Origin of the sequence: Photobacterium sp. GB-210, from assembly GCF_003026075.1 — a bacterium.
Lineage (GTDB): Bacteria > Pseudomonadota > Gammaproteobacteria > Enterobacterales > Vibrionaceae > Photobacterium.
Map to the genome: position 1 here is coordinate 86,271 of NZ_PYNU01000006.1, position 18,287 is coordinate 104,557.

Here is an 18,287-nt window from a genome sequence, read left to right on the forward strand (position 1 = left end):
TTTAATTGATCGCCATAACTTCATACCAAGTGACATTATCACCAATATGAACATCGACTTCTTCACCGATCTCACGACCAATCAATGCATCACCAAATGGCGAAGTTGGTGTCACTATCGTGACAGAATACTGATCAAACGTTACGACTAGTCCACCAGAGCTGGGGCCCAGAAAAACAAAACGCACGTTATCATCTTCATCAGCTAACGTTACAATATGCCCAAGTAGTACAGTATCAAAGGCTTTAGGTAAGTTAGCTTGTAATACTTGATAAGCTGCTATATCAGCTTTGCACTCTTCTACTCTTTGTGCCTGACCATGCGCTAAATAAGACGCTTCAAGCGCCAATGTGTCATATTGATTTTCGGCAACATTTTCATCATCAGTCGCCGTATTATAGGCACGTAAAGCCGCTTCAGTCGCCGCTTCTAATATTTGTTGTAGCCTAATTTGTACCTGATTTAATAACTTTTGCTTATTCACTATTACTGCCTATGATCTCAAACGCGCCATATCATAATACGACTTTGTCTGAATTCATATTTTCGTCATTGTGTATCTTCCTAAAAAGCGACTTATCTAGAACAAGATCCCCCTAAAAGAGCATTTAACGATCAATTAAAAGTAACATTGACAGATATAATGACTAAAGATGTCGCTTAATCTTTGGCGAAAAATCACTAGCAATTGTCGTGTACTATCAAAACAAAATAAAACAGTCTGTTAAAGTAACCACAGCTTTAATAAAACAACAAAAGGTACACTCAATGACAGAATCAAGAGCTCCTGACTGGGATAATATAAAAACTTACGAGAAGTTATATCAGGAAATATTAGTCAACCCTGATACATCAAAGTTTCATCATTATTTTACGGAAGATTGCTATATAAATATTAACGATAAAGAATATGATGCTGATGCTTTTAAGCAACGTATGGTTTGGTTGAAAAAGAATGCAAAGGTTAAAGTTGAAGTAGTTAACTTTTTTACCTCAAAAGACGGCACTAAGATAACAGACACGCATTTATCTCACTCCGTAGATACAGAAGGAATCAAGAGAACTTTTCGTGTTATGCAACAATCCGAACTTGAAAATGGCAGGATAAAAAGATTTATCGACAATACATTTATGCTTAGTGGTAGTGATTCAGATTATAGTATTACAACAAATAAATAATTTTATTGCTTACCTTTTAGCTTCTACATCGCATAGCACCCCACTTTATGTGAGGTGCTACGTTTTTATAAATAATTAAATTTATTAGAATTTATAATCAACACTCCAAACAATTTGCTCTGTTCCTTTTAAACGAACACCATCTGTTTTGTAATTTTGATCAAGATAACGGTATGTAAGATCTGATGAAATATTATCCGTTAGTTGAACCATTGCACCTAGTTGTCCACCCCATACAAAATCAGTAGAGCTATCTTTACCACTCGCTTCTGATGTCTTAGCTGTTAATTTATTATGAGCAGCACCCATTGACGCACCAGCAAAAAGGTTAATATTAGAAGTGACTGGTACTAGGTAATCATAAGAAACTAAAAATAAATCTTGTTTATGCTTAGCCTTGATAGTTTCTTCTCCAGATTCAGCGATATTGAATTTATCTTTCTTATAACCGTAAGTTGCCATTAAGCGGTGATGGTTATCGACAATTACACCACCACGGATTTGATAGCTAGCATCTTCACTATGCATTTTAGCTGCATCTTTAAAGTTATCTAATTGATAACCCACACCACCACCCATAAATGTTTCCACATTTGTTGCCATCGCTGGCGCTGATACGATACCTGCTAAAACGACCGTAGATAAAATAGACTTTTTCATGATTTTATTCCTAACTTATTGTTATTAGTGAAAGTCATTAATCTAAAGGGAAGATTAATTGGCTTTCAAAATACCTGTGTCTTTTCGTTAGCAACAAAACTAAAGCATCTCTCCTGTACGAAAACTTAACAAATAAAACACTATTTTATTAACTAAATGCAACCTGAATAGAGCTGAATTTAAGCGTCTAAAAAGCACTTCAAGTGTAAGTATTTATTTCAAACACATGATAATTCATTTAGAAAATAGAAATCGATTTCTGGTTCATTACTATGCTTTTTATTTTTCGCGTAGACTGTCAGCTAATGACTTTTTAGAATGAATGCTTTGTTTATGTTGAGCTTGGTTCCAAAACAGTCTTTCGCTATTTACTCTAATAACAAAATTTCATTACTAATAAGGTAATAATTAAAGTTAACCACTTTAAACACGATAGCAATAATATGGACATCACTCGTGAACAACCAAACTCAAGCATGACGAATAACGAAATCATGAAAAAACAATTAAAAACAAGATTGACGCTGCATACGTTCGCCACTTTCTTATTGCTAGCTAGCTCTGCGCCGCTATATGCTTATGCTCTTTCACCTATTCACTTACTGAACTATGTCGATTCATATGGCAATGTCTCATTAAGAAATAGTAGAGATATACAACTACCCGATCCTCTTGTGATCACTGGTAACTTGAATCTTGAAAAAAGCAAGATTTCACAACTTCCACGTAGCCTGACTGTAAATGGTAATCTTAATCTTGCTTATACTGAAGTTGAGTACCTCCCCGTGGTATTTAACGTCGATGGATTCGTTAACCTTGCTCATTCAAAAATTAAAGCACTTAACTATGGTATGAGAGTAAAGGGAGATCTCAGTTTAATGGGAACGGAGATCCAAACGCTTCCAGATAACCTTTATGTCAAAGGGGATCTTTACTTAAACAACAGCAAAATAACTAAACTTCCTAATCAAATCATCGTTGATGGCGATATCCACATTAAGGGCACTCAAATAACAAGCATTCCAGATAATGCAAAAATAAAAGGTCGTATTATCAATTAACAAGCCATTGGATTATTTTGCATTTAAAAATAGCAATCGTTTGCCTTTTAATTTAAATGCCTATCTAAATATAGTTAAATGCGAATTTAAATATAAGAAAGCCAGAAATATTCATTTATTTCTGGCCACTGATACTCAATAAGTATTTAAATTTACATTCCTAAGATTTTGAACATTTAACGGGGGATTTGCTAAATGTATAAGACTTTCTGAATCACCTAAAAGAAAGCCTTTCTGTCAGCATTGATTATGCTTTTTCAACTTTAGTAGTTTGATTTTTATAGTAAAACCACTGTCTACGGTTACGTGTTTTCATTTAAAACCTCTCATTAATCTTATATGAGTAAGGTTGATATCACTAAAATTAATACCGTTCTTACTCTTTACTTATCTGTTCTACTTAAACAACTTGATGTGACATAAACATGACATCACAATAGTTTTTTTGTGAACATCTTTTTTATTAATATATCTTAGGCAGCAAACTATCAGAAAAGTTCACAGTAGATTATTAAAATGATTTTTATAGATATGGGTTCGATAGGAAGTATTGAAATGCAACCATAGCTAAATATTATCAGCTACGTTTTCTTACTTTAAAAAACCTCGAACAATTTATATCGACAATTTAATATATGTATCTTTTGCTCATTTGACAACCACTAAAATAGATTTTTTTTGTGATTCAACTCTTTATTTTATTATACAAGTGATCATACCTTATTAACGATAATCTTAACCTATTGCAAAATAAGTATATTTTTATAGCTATCGGCAATCTATACCAACGTCCTACCCTCTCAAAAATTTAATCAAAACAGCCAATTTTCACTTTTTATTATTAATATCATCACCAATTCATTCCTTTTAATACCATCATAAAAAAGAAAAAATCCCTTTAAAGCTTGCGCTTTGGCTTCCAACAACCAATTGTAAATGGTATGTTAGATGTAATTAAGTGCTATGGAGACGATAATGACGATTCATACCGTTACTTTAGAGGTAACCGCTAATGTACCTAAAACCGTCCTCTTTGCATTACTTTCTGATCACGCTAAATTAGGGCGTTTTTTTAATGCTCAGTACTCGTTGATTCGCTCAGGAAAACCAGAGATTAATGGGATCGGTGCTATACGCGAAGTCATTCAAGGGCCATTTACATATCAAGAGCAAATCATTGATTTTAAAGAAAATGAACACATTCACTATCAAATAATTCAAGGCGCTCCAGTGAATGAACATGGCGGGTGGATAAAGTTTAAAAGTATCAATGCAACCCAAAGTAAAATTCATTATCGCATTACTTTTTCCCCTAAAATTAAAGGCACTGGCTGGTTAATTAAGTTTCAAATACAAAACTTCTTAAAACAAGCACTAGCAAACGTTATTAAACACAGTGAAGATATGTGGAAATCCACAACGACAGCGAAACCTTATTCACGTAATACCACTTCAATAAAAGACATTCCAACCAAAGCCCGCATTAAATAATGCGCAACAGCAAATCGCGATCAACTCTACATTTTTGATTTTCTCTTCCCATAAACATGCCTCTTGTTGCGCGATCTTTGATTGAATCGAGGACGTACATATCAAAATACGTTTTAATAGCTCAACAATATGCCTTTAATTGCATTAATAACTACGTTGAGAGGTCGTTAAGACTATGTACCAATCACAACCACTACTAACAACTGACAGATTAATTCTTCGTCCACTACAATTATCAGATGCGACAAAAATTCAACATTTAGCAGGCAACATCGATATTGCAAATAGTACTATCAATGTTCCTCATCCTTACTCTGACGGTATGGCGGGTAAATGGATTGGTAAGCATTTAGGTGGTTGGCTCACCCAGAACTCAGCAATCTTTGCGATAACATTAAAAGCAAATCACCAACTGGTTGGCTGTGCTGGACTTGAAAATATACAAAACGGGAGTGGTCAATTGGGTTATTGGATTGGTGTACCTTACTGGGGCAATGGATATTGTACTGAAGCGGTTGAACGTCTTAAAGAGTTTGGTTTTAACCGATTACATCTCAAACATATTTATGGTCGCCACAGTAAAAGCATCACAGATCCTGCAAAGGTCATGCTAAAAGTGGGTATGTGCCCTGTTGATAAACTTTCTATTGCTTCTATAGACAATATAAATGATGACATTTCACTGTATGAGATCACAACCTCAGCATGATACCGACTGAATAACGACTCCGTATAGTAAGTAGCCTTATGATAACTCTCATCACGCATCGCCATACCAATGGGAGGTTTTAGTGTTAGATTGTGACTTTCTAGTTATTGGGGCTGGAATAATTGGATTAAGTACAGCATGGGAGCTGCAACAACGTTTTCCCCAAAAAAAGATATGGGTTATCGAAAAAGAAGCTCATGAAGCTTTCCATCAAACAGGCCACAATAGTGGTGTCATACATGCTGGTATTTATTACCCTCCAGGCAGCTTAAAAAGTGATTTTTGTCTTCGTGGTAATCAAGCTATTAAAGCCTTTTGTAATGAATTTGATATTCCTTTCGAACAATGCGGAAAATTAGTCGTTGCCACAAACACTTCCGAGCAACAACGATTACAACAACTAGCAATACGAGCTGCTCATCTTGATATTGATATCACCCTTCTTGATCAGCATGCACTGAAACAACAAGAGCCTAACATTACAGGCATGAGTGCTATTTTTGTCCCAGATTCTGCCATCGTTAATTATCGATTGATTTGTCAAAAACTTGTTGAGTTGATCCGACATCACAACGGTCATGTTATTTTTAACCAAACCGTTGAAGCAATAGAAGAAAAGACTGATAGCGTTGCTGTTAAATGTAAAACGAAAACATTTGTCGCGGGTAAATTAATTGCGTGTGCTGGACTACAATCCGATAGAATTGTTTCTATGCTCGGTACTCAACCCTCATTTTCTATTGTTCCTTTTAGAGGCGATTACTATCAACTCCCAAACAAGCACTACGATCAAATAAACCATTTAATCTATCCTGTCCCAGATCCTACCTTGCCTTTTCTAGGGATCCACTTAACTAAAATGATCGATGGCAGCATTACTGTTGGACCCAATGCCGTCCTCAATTTTGCGCGTGAAGCTTATGATTCACCAATGTTTAATCTTAAAGATAGTTTGGACTTACTTAGCTTTAAAGGCTTATATCCTCTGCTATACAAACACTTATCATCAGCATTGACAGAGTTTACTCAAGCAGTATGGAAACCTTCTTATTTAGCTAAAGTACAGAGCTATTACCCTCAATTAACAACCTCTGATTTACAACCGTATCCATGTGGGATACGAGCCCAAGCGGTGAATAAACAAGGCCAACTGATTGATGATTTTATGTTTCATCAAACAACATTAAGTCTTGTCGTATGTAACGCGCCTTCACCAGCGGCTACGTCATGCTTTCCTATCGCTCAGTATATTGTTGATAAGCTACGCTATGAGTGAGTGATGTTTTTGATATACTCGCCAACATCAAAAATTATCGTAAAAAGGGATCTTGTAGTGAAAAGCCCATGTGTTGCCAAGTGTAAAAATAGTGATGGTATATGTAGTGGTTGCTTACGCACCATGAAAGAAGTTATCGAATGGCAAAACTTTGATGATGCCAAGCGAGAATCAGTTATGGCTGAAATAAAGGGGCAGCCTGATACTCATTTTTGCCCTGAATGCCATGAGCCCGCACATTGCGATATTAGTGCGGGAAAGACAACGTGTTGGTGTTTCGAATTAGATAAACGCGATACTGCAGATTGTCCTTCAGGACGCTGCTTATGTCGTCAGTGCTTATCAAAGCAACCTCTCGCTTAATAATAAATGGCGTTCTAACTTATATAGATCGCTTTGCACGCCTTTTGTTACTAGGACAGTGAAATGACACTTAAGCTTAATAAAAGAAAAGCACAAATCCTTGATGAAGCTATTGCGCACTGGGAACAAGAAAAACTTGTAACTATGGAACAAAGTGAACACTTACGGCAAAGTTATCAAGTCGCAAATTTTGACTGGAAACTGCTTGCTGTTTATTCATTCTGGATAGCTATTGCTTGTTTTATCCTCTCCGTCATTTTATTAGTTGCTGATAACTATTTAATGTCGTTATTGGCCAAATTGATTAATACTCCTGCCAGTGTTTTAACTATTTTTACCGCGTTTTTATCCGCCGCTTTATACTATCTAGGTGTTAGAAGACGTACTAAGTTCCCTGAAAAAAGCATTAGTAATGAAGCCATTTTCTTTTTTGGTGTTTTACTCACAGCTGTTTCTGTCGGTTTTTTAAGTAAAACAACACTCGCTGAACATTGGCGAGAAAGTCTATTTATTGCTATTCCTGCCAGCATCTATTGTGGGTTAGGTATCAAGTTAAGATCGGTTTTAATTTGGTTATTTTTCTTACTAAGCGCAGGGCTTTATTTACTCTCAGAAACGTCCTATTTAAGTGATAGCCATTACCTCTTTTTAGGAATGAATATTCCGCTACAATTTACTTGTTTTGGCGCTATCATTATCTTAATTAGTCTGTTTTTTCCAAAAATAAAAATAGTAAAACCACTAACGGAAGCAACGCGTTTTGCTGGACTGTTCTATTTTTTCACTTTTTTATGGCTACTGACTATATTCGGCAACTATGACAGTTTTCATGAGTGGTCACAGATAAAACAAGTGGAGTTATGGGCATGGAGTCTTTTAGCTTTGACTTGTTGTACTATCGCAATTGTTATTGGCATCAAAGCTAATGATGTTATGACGCGTACATTCGGTATTACTTTTATGTTAGTTGTGCTGTATACCGAATATTTCTCGTATTTTTGGGGCGAGATCCATAAAGCACTTTTCTTTGCGATACTTGCTCTTAGCTTTTGGTTTATCGGAACACGAGCTGAAAAGTTATGGCAACCTTATCAGTAAATAAAACACATTCTTCCATACCATGAAAATGGGATAGCTTAATAGTAAAGCTATCCCATTATGAAAGTCATCGATTCAATCTCTATCGATGATAGGCTATGTACTGTTTGGCCTTTTTAAGTCCCATATACTTAGCCAGCGTCTTTTCTGCTACCTGACGTAAATCAACCACAACTAAACCATCTAACGCATCATTAAAAGCAGGATCAACATTAAAGCAAAGTAGCTTGCCATTTAAGCTTAGATATTGCCTTAATAAGACAGGAACACCTTTCTTATCGTTATCTAATCGACTCACAACTTTTGAGAGCAGTTGAATATCAGTAAGCGCGGCCAATATATCGGGATGATGATAACAACGATCCCCTTTCGGCAAAGGATAACTCGGCTTTACCAACGTTGCTACCTGCTGATCGTAATAGTGCACCTCTAGACTAGCCGCTAATAATTGGCGAGCCTCTAAACTATAGTCATTACTTATACTCACAGGACCAAATAAGTGCGTATATTGCGGATGACGATAGACAAATTCGCATATTCCCTTCCACAGTAACAATAGTGGGCTAAGGCTACGCTGATAAGGCTGAGCAACAAAAGAACGTCCTAATTCTAATGAATTACCTAACTGTTTCACTAACGCCTGATCATAATTAAACAAGGTTCTTGAGTATAACCCTTCAATCCCTTGCTGCTGTATGATTTGATCAGATGCACCTAAACGATATGCACCAACCAACTGCTGCTGCTCTTTATCCCATACGAATAAATGATAATAAAAGTCATCAAACCGATCTAAGTCCAATGCTTTTCCAGTGCCTTCCCCGACAGCCCTAAAATTAACTTCTCGCACTCTACCAATTTCTTTTAATAAATGTGGCGCGTCTGCAGCTGTGGTGCAATAAACATCAAAGCGAGAATTTTCAATAAGCTTCTGATCATGTGGCAAATGTGCAATTTCTGCTGCTAGTAATTGAGCTGGGATAGGAGGATGGATCGTAGCCATTTCAGGGTTCGATACTGGTTCTTGCTTTGTTGACTGAGATAAATAGCTTGAACCTAAAAGATATGTATTGAGCCGTAAGTAATTAACTAATTGATAGTCATCATTAATATTTTTCACTTCCGAATAATGTATAGCTTCACCGATCGCTAGCCCTATACATTGTTGGCGTTTATTTAGCATCTCTCGCCCAAGCATTGCTGTACGTAATAAAGGATGAATTTTCCCTGCTAAATAAAACTTTTTACTGTTTTCACCACTAATAAAAATCGGCACTACAACTGCTTTATGACGGCGAATAAAGCGACTGACCGAGCGATTCCAACTTTTATCGACTAACCTTTTTTTTTGATCTTTAGTCGATACTTCTCCTGCTGGGAATACCAGCAATAAGCCCCCCGCAGCAAGGTGATGATGTGCTTCTCTTACTGCTTTTGCATTCGCTTTTACTGTGGATTGACTTTCAAAAACATCAACGCCAATGAACAGAGAATCTAATTCAGGCACTGTTTTTAAATATTGATTAGCCAAAATTTTTATATCTGCACGAACTGAGAGCAGAAGCTCAGCAAGAATAATGCCTTCCACACCGCCAAGAGGATGATTGGCAACAATCAAGGTTGAGCCTTGCTGTGGGATCGTTTGTACCGAGCCTTGTTGGAGTTGATAATCAATCCCTAACGATTCTAACGCATAGCGCACAAAAGTTGTTCTATCTGAATCAACGGGGCGTTTTAAATAATACTGATTAAGCTGCTTTAGTCCTGTCACCCATTCAGCCACGTTCTCAGCAATACCTAGTGGCGTTTTTCTTGGAAGTAAAAAAGGCGTGTCCGTTTCCATACTTTCACCGCAAATCACCGAATTTGGTGTCAGTATAAAAAGGATAAATGACGAAGGGGTTTCAATCTATTGCCGTTTTAATGACAAAAATAAAGCCACTGTTTAAAGTGGCTTTATATCGGTAAATTATTTATAAACGCTATCTGTAACAAAGTCGATACTCAAAAAAATAGATATATTATCTTACTGCTTGCATTTCAAGATTATAAAGACGGATCTCATGTAATACACGTTCTGTCAGAATTTCATTCATGTTGTCACGAACTGACGCTTGCATTTCCGATATAGCAGGAAATACGTTCTCATGCATTTCATCTAAACATTCCTTTGATACCTTCATTTTTAAATCAAACTCAAAAGATGCTAGAGCCAAAAACTTCTCCATTCGCTCTAAAACGACATCAATCATGTATTGATCAGCATTTAAATCAAGCAGTTCCTGCTCAACAATGGTTTCTAAAGGTGTCCGTTCTCTCGGTTGTTCTTTTACTGGAAAAGTAAGAATATTCGACATAATATCCTCCCATAGACAGTAACTGTGAAGTCCCTAACAAATTTCCCTGTAACAATACCGTTACATTTATCCTATGTGTATTTATTCATTCTGAAAAGCACAATTTTGAAAAAACGTTATAAGTATAACATTTTTTAAATCTAACATGCCCTATCCTAACTCTATAAAACCTTTAATAAACATATAGATAAACAAATAAAAATAAATTTAAACTTTTCTTATTTTTTTTTCGTACAACTATCAACGATGACCAATATTGTTCGATTTTCATGCATTTCCTCTAACAAAACATTTTTGATTTGGAGCCTTGTAGCGCCACTTATCCGAGTTACTCAAGCCGTATCTCGGTTTTTTTTGTCCTAAAAATAGCAAAACCTTAATATGTGGTTTAAATATCAAACGTTTAGTGAAAATAAGACATTTTTCACGTATAAAGCTATATATTCGATCTACCGTAAATAAAAACAAATCGATTACGGCGAATAGACTAAGGAGAGAATAATGAAAAAAGCCATAATGGTGGCAGGATTGGTAGCATCAGCGCTATTAACAAGTGGTTGTTCAGATAATGAAGTTGGCGATGTATCACTAGGGGTATTTACCACCAAAGATATTAAATTAAATACTTTAGTTGACCCATTAGTGCCCGGTGTTACCTGTCATATAGCAAGTATTGAGGCAGATTTAAGCCTTGCAGATCCATCCGATTCATCGATTTCATGTCGTCAAACAGGTGAAATTACACCTGATATGATTGCAAAAATAGACAAATCAAAATCGGGTGAAGTGGTATTTAAAAAGTCGAAAAGTATTTTCTTTAAGACAATGAAAATTCGTCGTATTTATGATCCTGCTTCTGAAACATTGATGTATTTATCATACTCAACAAAAGAAACATCAGGTAGCTACAAGCATAGCTTATCAACTGTGCCTCTTTGGGGAACGAAAGCTTACGTACCCAAAGACGTAACACCACAATCTGCGCAGTAATATCGGTTTATACACCGCAACCATGTACTTTTAACATACATGGTTGCGGTATTCTGATAAGAAAAAGTAATTTAAAACTTGTTAAATCGACCTTTAACCATGATCGAGCCGATCAATGCCATGACAAGGCCCGTTAATAACACCACAAAGTTTTTATGACGTTCAGCGGCTAAAACTTTTTCTGCATAATTGGCATTAGGCAAATCAGTACTGCTCGCATGAATATATGCACCCATTTCCATTAGTACGTGCTCTTGTCCGACCATACCACTTAAAGAAATACTTGCCCATAATAGCGATACAACGCCAATTGAAATTGAAATAAAACCCCAGCTTTGTTTAACATCCATATTCTAGCCTGCTTTAAAAACCATAAAACATACTGTTTATTTATATAATGGATAAATACACAGTATGTGTAATAAATATCAGAGATGTTCCTCTTTGGTCGCATAGAATATTATATTAGCAATTGAAAAACAAATGATTAATATAAAGTCAAATACTGTTCAAAAAGGCACCAAATATAAGTTTAAGTATATATTTAAAAAACAAAAATAACTAACCATATGTTTTTAAATGATTTTATTTTTTACGTGTTTTTTTTGAATTTCAGTTTTGAGAATATGAATAAATAATTTTGGAATTCATATTTATATTATGCTTAATTTCGTGAGCAAGTACTAATTTCATTTACAAAAAAATAACAAGAAAAGATATGGAACTCATAATACTGTATATATATACACTGCCTTTTTACTCTGGCTAAATAAAAAAGTAACCATAAGGTTACTTTTTTATTTATAGCGCTATATTACTTCTGTTTTGGTCTAAAAGGCTTTATCACCGCATCATCACATTCTAAGAATGGACCATCCATTAAATCAATACAGTATGGAATCGCAGGAAAAACAGCATCTAAACATTCACGAATCGATTTAGGCTTACCTGGTAAATTAACAATTAAGCTATCGCCACGTAAACCCGCAGTTTGGCGAGACAATATCGCAGTGGGTACAAACTTAAGTGATTCAGCACGCATCAACTCACCAAAACCTGGCATCATACGATCGCAAACCGCTTCAGTCGCTTCAGGTGTCACGTCACGCTTAGCAGGGCCAGTGCCGCCTGTCGTAACAATAAGGCTGCAATTTTCTTCGTCTGCCATTGCAATAAGTGTTGCTTCAATCACATCTTGCTCATCAGGGATCACCTTATAAACAGGCTCCCACTCTGAGGTTAAATAATCATTTAGCGTATCGATAATCGCTTGGCCTGAAATGTCTTCATAAATGCCAGCACTTGCGCGATCACTTACCGTAACAATACCAATTTTCGCTTTGCTCATTCGTTTTCCCTCAGTTTTCTTTTGTCTCTTTATTACTTAATCTTTTAAGTAATAAACTCACGTGCTCGCAAGTGTAAGGAAAATGACGTCGAGGTAAACCGTTATTTTCCTTACACTCTCTATTATCAATTAATATCGTCTGACGTATTAACACCAACGACGAACATTTCTACAATATTGCAAATATTCTTCACCAAACATAGCGAGTAATACCTCTTCTTCTGGCTCTATTTGAAAATTGTTCATCACCCATATAAAAACAGGTACGATCACAAAGCAACTCAGCGCAGAAAAATAAAAAGCAACAGCTAATAGAAAAAAGACTAATCCTATATACATTGGGTTACGCGTAAAGCGATAAATACCGGTCGTCACCAACCGTGATGTTTTCTGTGGATGGCGGGGATCAATTGTTGTATTGGCCTTTGCAAACGCAATTATCGCTGTAAATCCTGGGATAGCGCCAATAAAACACAACACCGAAACCAGAAAACTCTTACCACTAAAGTCAATGGTTAGAATCGGATAAAAGCGAGAAAGTAAGTACATGGCTAACACGGATAATAACAATAATATTGGAGGAGGGACACGCAACGACATACAGAGAGCCTTCTAAAACAGATTAAGTATCACTTTGATATTATAGATATAATTACATCCAGTAGATATTTTATTTGCCTCAAATGCGATCAACTTATAGCATGACCGTTTTATCTATTTTGTCACGTTATGCAGCCACTAAAATATCTACAGGGTTACCCAACTCATCTTACTGAGCAAGTACAACAGCTTATCGATAATGATACGCTCAAGACACTGCTCTTAAAGCGCTACCCGACGCCACATAACATCAAAACAGAAAAAGCACTGTATGATTATGTCGTTGAACTTAAAAATGCCTATCTAAAAAAATCAGCACCGATCAGTAAAGTGGCTTATGATAATAAGATCAACGTTATTAATCATGCACTAGGCCTACATACCTTCATCTCGCGTGTTCATGGAAGTAAGCTAAAAGCCAAGCATGAAATCCGTATTGCTTCCGTCTTTAAGTCTGCGCCACTTGAATTCCTGCGTATGATTGTGGTTCATGAATTGGCACACTTGCGAGAGAAAGAACACAATAAAGCGTTCTACGCATTATGTTGCCATATGGAACCTCGCTATCACCAATTGGAGTTCGATATGCGTATGTACCTGACCCAACTCGAACTATTAGGCCCAATTTATTCTCAACCGAAAAACGATTAAGGCCAGTACTCCTCTTTCTATGGAAAAATTAGGTCGTCGATTTAATTACGATTACAATAACGTAAAACGTCACAGAGATATTAAGCATGCAACAAGAAGAATTTGAGATTTTAGTAAAAGAATTGGCAGCACTCGATAGCGTTTCAGCGATCCTAAATGCCTTAAAAGACAACGATGAGCCTGAAATTGCAGAAACAGCAGCAGCAATGATTGGTCACTTTAGTCTTGCTGAAATCGACGGGCAACAGCGTATTTACCACGTTTTCACTCAAGAAAACGATCAAGGCGAAGAAGAAGAGTTTGCCGAGTGGGTAATGAATGCTAATGATGAGCTGATGCGCTTCATTGCATGGTTCTTCTACACGACCTTTGAAATTAACGATAAAGAAACGTATCAAGCTGCAGGTCGTTCGTACACACCTGCAAAACGTAGCTAATACGAAAGAATTTACACCGCCAATAACGTTCTTTTATTGGCGGTTTCTAGCTACACACTTATTCTTCTTCATCTTGAACACGAGGCACCCAGTTACATAACGTAAGCATTTTGATTATGGCATCATATTCTTCGTTATTTTCAGTATCATTAAGACGTTGAAGGTAAAATTGCGACATCACATTCGTTATAGTCATAACGGTTCTCCTCTCTAGAAACTGTACTCAGTTTGCTAAAAATAACCGTAACTAAAAACAGAACAAATGCGATTTTCCCCTTCCCTATTTCACCATTATCGATGCAATTACACTGACTAAAACGTCATGAATATAGAAATATGGAACAGTTTTCTAGTTTTATTATCCTTATTTAATTTAAAAAGCTTTATCACTGAAAAACGCTAAGGTAAAACAGTTAAAGTGACCTGCCCCGCATTTTTTAAATAGTGGTTAATCAATGAGTCAATATAAGCCTTATCAATTTCATCAACCACAGTTTGTGGCTCTAGAACTGCACCGATAGGAAAGCCATTGATAAAATCTCGATGAACAAACCAAGCCCGATCTTTCGGCAACTTATCATTATCAAGCATCGCTAAAACTAAAGCTTTTTTATGCTCATCCAACTCAAATTGCGGTACTCCTGTTTTATAAAGATCAGCTAATGCATACTCCACCGCCTCAATACCTTTTTTTGCATCTTTTTTATCAGTTACCACGTTTATCTGACATCGTGCATAATTACTTCCAGGTGTTGCAGAGCCACACCAAGCGTTAGGTGAATAGGTCAGCGAGAGTTCTTCTCTAACATAGGTAAGCATTTTTCTTTGTAAGATTCGAGAGATAAGATCCGATGCATATATATCTTTAATATTCGGTTCTGTTGCCTCAAAAATAAAATTAAACACTAAATCTGCACGATCTAATTTATTAATCCCCCTTTTTAAACTCACTTTCTTATTTAAAACGGGTTGTTTTTTCGTTGTATATTGATGCTTTTTGCCTTCTGGTAAGCTACCTATATATTTTTCTATTAAGGCTTTCGCTTTTAACGGTTCAAAATCACCAATTACAGTGAGTTTATACCCATTCGCATGACCAAATAACCGCTTATATACAGTTTTGACTTTGTCTTTATCAAGATCATATAACTGTTTAAGTGATAACTTACCTTCATAAGGATTATGTGAAAACAAGTCACCTTTCGTGACCGACTCAAAGTTAGGATCATTATTTCTGGTCCATTGAATCATAGATTGCTTAACATGGTGAAACACAGTGTCATCAATTTCTCCGTTTAACATAGCAGCATAAATACTCGACATCGCAAAATCTAAATTGTCTGCCACCGTTTCTATCGTGAAGCCTTGTGTAGTATTGCTAATATAAGGAATTAGCTGAGTATTATTGAGTTGAAACAACTGTGTCGTTTGCTGATTCGTCATACCTGACAAACCACTGTTAAAATATATATCGGTTAACGCAACAGCAGCAGCTCTATATTTAGGATCAAGTATTGTAATACCACCTGGCGCTGAAAATTCTAAATACACTTTTCCATCAGCACTGGCATCAGGCTGTAATAAAACCGCGACGCCATTGTCTAAATGTAATTCTTGCATATTATATTTAGGATGATCACTACTTTTAACAATTTTACCTAAGGAAGGTAAATTGACGATTAATGCTTTACTCTCTGTGACCAAACTACCATTAGGTAGACTCTGCTTAGTCAAAAGAATCTGCTGAATATCAGCAATAATCTTATCTGTATCTGGAGCCCCTGCCCCTTTTGTATAAAACGCGCTAAATTGTGGGTTAACTAATACTTCAGACGTAAAATTATTAATTTCATCTAAACGTATTTCAGCTAAAAATTTTTTCGCTAAAGTGTTATCTAACGATGGAGAAACATTCACTTTATTATGTATTAATGAATCTAACGCTCTGTTTATAATATCAACTGATTTCTGATTTTTATAATCAACATTTGATTTTATTATCTGTGCTGATAATAAATTTTTTTGTAGCTCAAACTCTTCATTGGTGAAACCATATTGATGTAATCTAGCCACTTCAGTTGCTAAAAATTTTATTGCTCCGCTTCTATTCTTATAAAAATTATCATGACCAACACCTAATGAGTAAACCCACTTATTACCGGCATCATTCGGTGTCCCAAGATAAGAATATGCATATTTATAAGGTGTTTTTAACAACTCATTACTTCGCGTTAAACGATGATTAATCAATTGATTCAAAAAGTTAACTAATCTATTATGATAATCATCTTGATACGTTTTATATTGATAATCTGACAAATTAAATACAAGCGATGACGTTTCTTCTTTTATCTGTGAGCTAAAAACGGTAAAAGGCGTTTGCTTAAAGGTTGGTAAATGCGGTGGTTGTTTCAACTCTAATTGACGATACCCTTTAAAATCAGAGAACTGTTCTTTTATAAATTTAACTGTGGTCTTCTCTTTTACATTTCCTACAATTAAAAGCTCCATATTAGTAGGGTGATACCAACTATCATAGTAAGCCTTAAGACCTTTATGTGTAGCTTTCTTTATACTATTAACTGTACCTGTTATTTTCTGATATTGATATTTAGTTCCCTCACCAAAATTCTCCATATAAGCAATATAAGGATTATCAATTAAATTAGCACGAGCATAAATTTCACCTTGGACAACACCTATCTCTTTCGCTATTTCATCTTGTTCCAAATTTATTTGATAACTAATATCAGCTAAATATTGTAAAACTTTTTTTAATAATTGCTCATTACCCTCAGGAATGCTTAGTTGATAGACGGTATTTTCAAAACTTGTAAAAGCATTTAGATCACGGCCAAACTCTAATCCAGCTTGCTCAAAAAGCCTGATAATTTCGTTTTTAGGAAAATGTTTTGTGCCATTAAATGCCATATGCTCAAGCAAATGAGCATAACCTTTTTGCTGATCCGTTTCTTGTACAGAGCCCGCTTTAACGCGAAGATATAACTGTATTCGATCGCTTTGCTCATCAACTGGCAATATGTGATATGTAAAACCTGTAACAAGCTTTCCAGTGATCCAAGCCGGATCTTGAGGTAATAATAAATGATCACTATCAGCTCTTGCGTTAACCGAAACAACCATGGTTAACAATAATAGCCCTAAATGCATGATTGGTTGTTTCATACAACGCACTAAAACATTGATAGCTAAATCTAGCTTTGCTGTATCAGAGCCATTCTTTCTACAAAAAAAAACCGATATTACCCTTAAAAAGTTAAGAAACATTGTCACTACTACCACGCAAAATACTTAGTAGTAATTATTCATATTACTTTTTAACAATCTTAAAATGATTTGATTTTTACGATGTAGTTCATCATAAAATAATGCAACGCTATACCATTACGAAAAAATGCGTTTACACATCTTATTCATTTCCCCTCTCTTTCATTGTCCTTTACGAAGACTCACTCATTAGGCGCCTCTAACTCAAAGAACGATAAAAATGTAATAGGTACTAACAGCAAATCACTTTTTCGCCTACAATAAGCGCCAAAATATTCAGATTCAGGTGTTAACATGAAAATTTGTGCTGTTGAGCTACGTAGTAACGAAGCGGTTATTTGCCTTCTTTCACTTCAAAATGGCATGTTCGATATTCCACAATGTCGTACACAAAAGTTCATCATGGAAGATTCTCTAGATAACCAACAAATGCGTGATTTCCAATTCGCATTTAAAAAGCTACTGGATGATTACCAAGTAGATAAGGTTGTTATCCGTAACCGTGAAACGCGTGGCAAATTTGCAGGTAGCGCAGTAGGTTTTAAATTAGAATCGGCTATCCAGCTTATTCCAGATGTTGATGTTAACTTCATGACCAATGCTGACATTAAGCAAAAGCTAAAGCGTAACCCAATGGCGGTTGACTTCCGTGATACCGGTTTACGTCAATTCCAAGAAGCTGCATTTACAACAGGCTACGCATTTCTTAGCCGTTAATACATTAACTAACATAATGTAATCAATATCTTAAAGGCGCTTTGCTTAATGCTTAGCGCCTT

The 18,287-nt window shown here is 35.8% G+C and carries 20 protein-coding genes; 11 read left to right on the forward strand and 9 right to left on the reverse strand.

Features of this window, described 5'->3' with window-relative positions; all coding sequences use genetic code 11:
• Position 1: 1 nt before the first annotated feature.
• Positions 2–484 (reverse strand): GreA/GreB family elongation factor, encoded by a 483-nt coding sequence (locus C9J38_RS10510; protein WP_107207041.1) that lies wholly within the window; start codon positions 482–484, stop codon positions 2–4.
• Positions 485–768: 284 nt separating this feature from the next.
• On the opposite strand from C9J38_RS10510, the gene C9J38_RS10515 reads away from it, so the two are divergent.
• Positions 769–1,179: a hypothetical protein gene (locus C9J38_RS10515; protein ID WP_107207042.1), complete on the forward strand. Its 411-nt coding sequence runs from the start codon at positions 769–771 to the stop codon at positions 1,177–1,179.
• An 84-nt stretch (positions 1,180–1,263) separates the two neighbouring features.
• Here the strand turns inward: C9J38_RS10515 and C9J38_RS10520 are convergent, their stop codons facing one another.
• Positions 1,264–1,839 (reverse strand): porin family protein, encoded by a 576-nt coding sequence (locus C9J38_RS10520; RefSeq protein ID WP_107207043.1) that lies wholly within the window; start codon positions 1,837–1,839, stop codon positions 1,264–1,266.
• A gap of 443 nt (positions 1,840–2,282) precedes the next feature.
• On the opposite strand from C9J38_RS10520, the gene C9J38_RS10525 reads away from it, so the two are divergent.
• From C9J38_RS10525 to C9J38_RS10550, 6 genes are all read left to right on the forward strand, one after another.
• Entirely contained in the window at positions 2,283–2,900 is a 618-nt protein-coding gene (locus C9J38_RS10525; protein WP_107207044.1) for a hypothetical protein, read from the forward strand.
• 975 nt (positions 2,901–3,875) lie between these two features.
• Entirely contained in the window at positions 3,876–4,391 is a 516-nt protein-coding gene (locus C9J38_RS10530) for an SRPBCC family protein (protein WP_107207045.1), read from the forward strand.
• Between the two features lie 175 nt (positions 4,392–4,566).
• Positions 4,567–5,100 carry a GNAT family N-acetyltransferase gene (locus C9J38_RS10535; RefSeq protein WP_107207046.1) on the forward strand — a complete coding sequence of 178 codons (534 nt, stop codon included), beginning with the start codon at positions 4,567–4,569 and terminating at the stop codon, positions 5,098–5,100.
• A gap of 82 nt (positions 5,101–5,182) precedes the next feature.
• Complete coding sequence (gene lhgO, locus C9J38_RS10540; RefSeq protein ID WP_107207047.1) at positions 5,183–6,376, forward strand: L-2-hydroxyglutarate oxidase; 1,194 nt, start codon at positions 5,183–5,185, stop codon at positions 6,374–6,376.
• Between the two features lie 57 nt (positions 6,377–6,433).
• The gene (locus C9J38_RS10545; protein ID WP_107207048.1) at positions 6,434–6,739 is read left to right on the forward strand and encodes a DUF1289 domain-containing protein; all 306 of its coding nucleotides are present in this window, start codon (positions 6,434–6,436) and stop codon (positions 6,737–6,739) included.
• 63 nt (positions 6,740–6,802) lie between these two features.
• A complete protein-coding gene (locus C9J38_RS10550; RefSeq protein WP_107207049.1) occupies positions 6,803–7,837 on the forward strand; it encodes a DUF2157 domain-containing protein in 1,035 nt (344 codons plus the stop codon).
• Between the two features lie 82 nt (positions 7,838–7,919).
• Here the strand turns inward: C9J38_RS10550 and C9J38_RS10555 are convergent, their stop codons facing one another.
• Complete coding sequence (locus C9J38_RS10555) at positions 7,920–9,680, reverse strand: lysophospholipid acyltransferase family protein (protein ID WP_107207050.1); 1,761 nt, start codon at positions 9,678–9,680, stop codon at positions 7,920–7,922.
• Positions 9,681–9,858: 178 nt separating this feature from the next.
• Positions 9,859–10,194, reverse strand: coding sequence for a hypothetical protein (locus C9J38_RS10560; RefSeq protein ID WP_005364081.1), 336 nt, complete (start codon positions 10,192–10,194; stop codon positions 9,859–9,861).
• A gap of 501 nt (positions 10,195–10,695) precedes the next feature.
• Between C9J38_RS10560 and C9J38_RS10565 the strand changes: the two genes are divergently transcribed.
• On the forward strand, positions 10,696–11,184 hold the full coding sequence (locus C9J38_RS10565) for a CreA family protein (RefSeq protein ID WP_045152230.1): 489 nt from the start codon (positions 10,696–10,698) through the stop codon (positions 11,182–11,184).
• A gap of 71 nt (positions 11,185–11,255) precedes the next feature.
• Here C9J38_RS10565 and C9J38_RS10570 read toward each other — a convergent pair whose 3' ends face one another.
• From C9J38_RS10570 to C9J38_RS10580, 3 genes are all read right to left on the reverse strand, one after another.
• Positions 11,256–11,534: a molybdenum cofactor biosynthesis protein gene (locus C9J38_RS10570; RefSeq protein ID WP_107207051.1), complete on the reverse strand. Its 279-nt coding sequence runs from the start codon at positions 11,532–11,534 to the stop codon at positions 11,256–11,258.
• Between the two features lie 464 nt (positions 11,535–11,998).
• Positions 11,999–12,532, reverse strand: a complete 534-nt coding sequence (gene mog / locus C9J38_RS10575) for a molybdopterin adenylyltransferase (RefSeq protein ID WP_105061821.1) — start codon at positions 12,530–12,532, stop codon at positions 11,999–12,001.
• A 147-nt stretch (positions 12,533–12,679) separates the two neighbouring features.
• A complete protein-coding gene (locus tag C9J38_RS10580; protein WP_107207052.1) occupies positions 12,680–13,132 on the reverse strand; it encodes an isoprenylcysteine carboxylmethyltransferase family protein in 453 nt (150 codons plus the stop codon).
• Between the two features lie 129 nt (positions 13,133–13,261).
• Here C9J38_RS10580 and C9J38_RS10585 point away from each other — a divergent pair, with 129 nt between their 5' ends.
• On the forward strand, positions 13,262–13,783 hold the full coding sequence (locus tag C9J38_RS10585) for a M48 family metallopeptidase (RefSeq protein WP_107207053.1): 522 nt from the start codon (positions 13,262–13,264) through the stop codon (positions 13,781–13,783).
• An 86-nt stretch (positions 13,784–13,869) separates the two neighbouring features.
• Entirely contained in the window at positions 13,870–14,220 is a 351-nt protein-coding gene (locus C9J38_RS10590) for a hypothetical protein (protein WP_005364069.1), read from the forward strand.
• 58 nt (positions 14,221–14,278) lie between these two features.
• Here the strand turns inward: C9J38_RS10590 and C9J38_RS21895 are convergent, their stop codons facing one another.
• Positions 14,279–14,416 (reverse strand): hypothetical protein, encoded by a 138-nt coding sequence (locus tag C9J38_RS21895; protein WP_181316924.1) that lies wholly within the window; start codon positions 14,414–14,416, stop codon positions 14,279–14,281.
• A 203-nt stretch (positions 14,417–14,619) separates the two neighbouring features.
• Positions 14,620–17,406, reverse strand: coding sequence for a pitrilysin family protein (locus tag C9J38_RS10595; protein WP_158259503.1), 2,787 nt, complete (start codon positions 17,404–17,406; stop codon positions 14,620–14,622).
• A gap of 396 nt (positions 17,407–17,802) precedes the next feature.
• On the opposite strand from C9J38_RS10595, the gene C9J38_RS10600 reads away from it, so the two are divergent.
• On the forward strand, positions 17,803–18,225 hold the full coding sequence (locus tag C9J38_RS10600; RefSeq protein ID WP_006644285.1) for a DUF3010 family protein: 423 nt from the start codon (positions 17,803–17,805) through the stop codon (positions 18,223–18,225).
• The last annotated feature ends 62 nt before the right edge of the window (positions 18,226–18,287 follow it).

Coding starts and splice junctions, on each gene's coding strand:
- C9J38_RS10515 (WP_107207042.1), top strand. CDS start 769: ATGACAGAATCAAGAGCTCCTGACTGGGATAATATAAAAACTTACGAG.
- C9J38_RS10535 (WP_107207046.1), top strand. CDS start 4,567: ATGTACCAATCACAACCACTACTAACAACTGACAGATTAATTCTTCGT.
- C9J38_RS10600 (WP_006644285.1), top strand. CDS start 17,803: ATGAAAATTTGTGCTGTTGAGCTACGTAGTAACGAAGCGGTTATTTGC.
- C9J38_RS21895 (WP_181316924.1), bottom strand. CDS start 14,416: ATGACTATAACGAATGTGATGTCGCAATTTTACCTTCAACGTCTTAAT.
- C9J38_RS10595 (WP_158259503.1), bottom strand. CDS start 17,406: ATGAAACAACCAATCATGCATTTAGGGCTATTATTGTTAACCATGGTT.
- C9J38_RS10525 (WP_107207044.1), top strand. CDS start 2,283: ATGGACATCACTCGTGAACAACCAAACTCAAGCATGACGAATAACGAA.
- C9J38_RS10590 (WP_005364069.1), top strand. CDS start 13,870: ATGCAACAAGAAGAATTTGAGATTTTAGTAAAAGAATTGGCAGCACTC.
- C9J38_RS10570 (WP_107207051.1), bottom strand. CDS start 11,534: ATGGATGTTAAACAAAGCTGGGGTTTTATTTCAATTTCAATTGGCGTT.
- C9J38_RS10585 (WP_107207053.1), top strand. CDS start 13,262: ATGCAGCCACTAAAATATCTACAGGGTTACCCAACTCATCTTACTGAG.
- C9J38_RS10560 (WP_005364081.1), bottom strand. CDS start 10,194: ATGTCGAATATTCTTACTTTTCCAGTAAAAGAACAACCGAGAGAACGG.
- C9J38_RS10550 (WP_107207049.1), top strand. CDS start 6,803: ATGACACTTAAGCTTAATAAAAGAAAAGCACAAATCCTTGATGAAGCT.
- mog (WP_105061821.1), bottom strand. CDS start 12,532: ATGAGCAAAGCGAAAATTGGTATTGTTACGGTAAGTGATCGCGCAAGT.
- C9J38_RS10565 (WP_045152230.1), top strand. CDS start 10,696: ATGAAAAAAGCCATAATGGTGGCAGGATTGGTAGCATCAGCGCTATTA.
- C9J38_RS10520 (WP_107207043.1), bottom strand. CDS start 1,839: ATGAAAAAGTCTATTTTATCTACGGTCGTTTTAGCAGGTATCGTATCA.
- C9J38_RS10530 (WP_107207045.1), top strand. CDS start 3,876: ATGACGATTCATACCGTTACTTTAGAGGTAACCGCTAATGTACCTAAA.
- C9J38_RS10555 (WP_107207050.1), bottom strand. CDS start 9,680: ATGGAAACGGACACGCCTTTTTTACTTCCAAGAAAAACGCCACTAGGT.
- C9J38_RS10580 (WP_107207052.1), bottom strand. CDS start 13,132: ATGTCGTTGCGTGTCCCTCCTCCAATATTATTGTTATTATCCGTGTTA.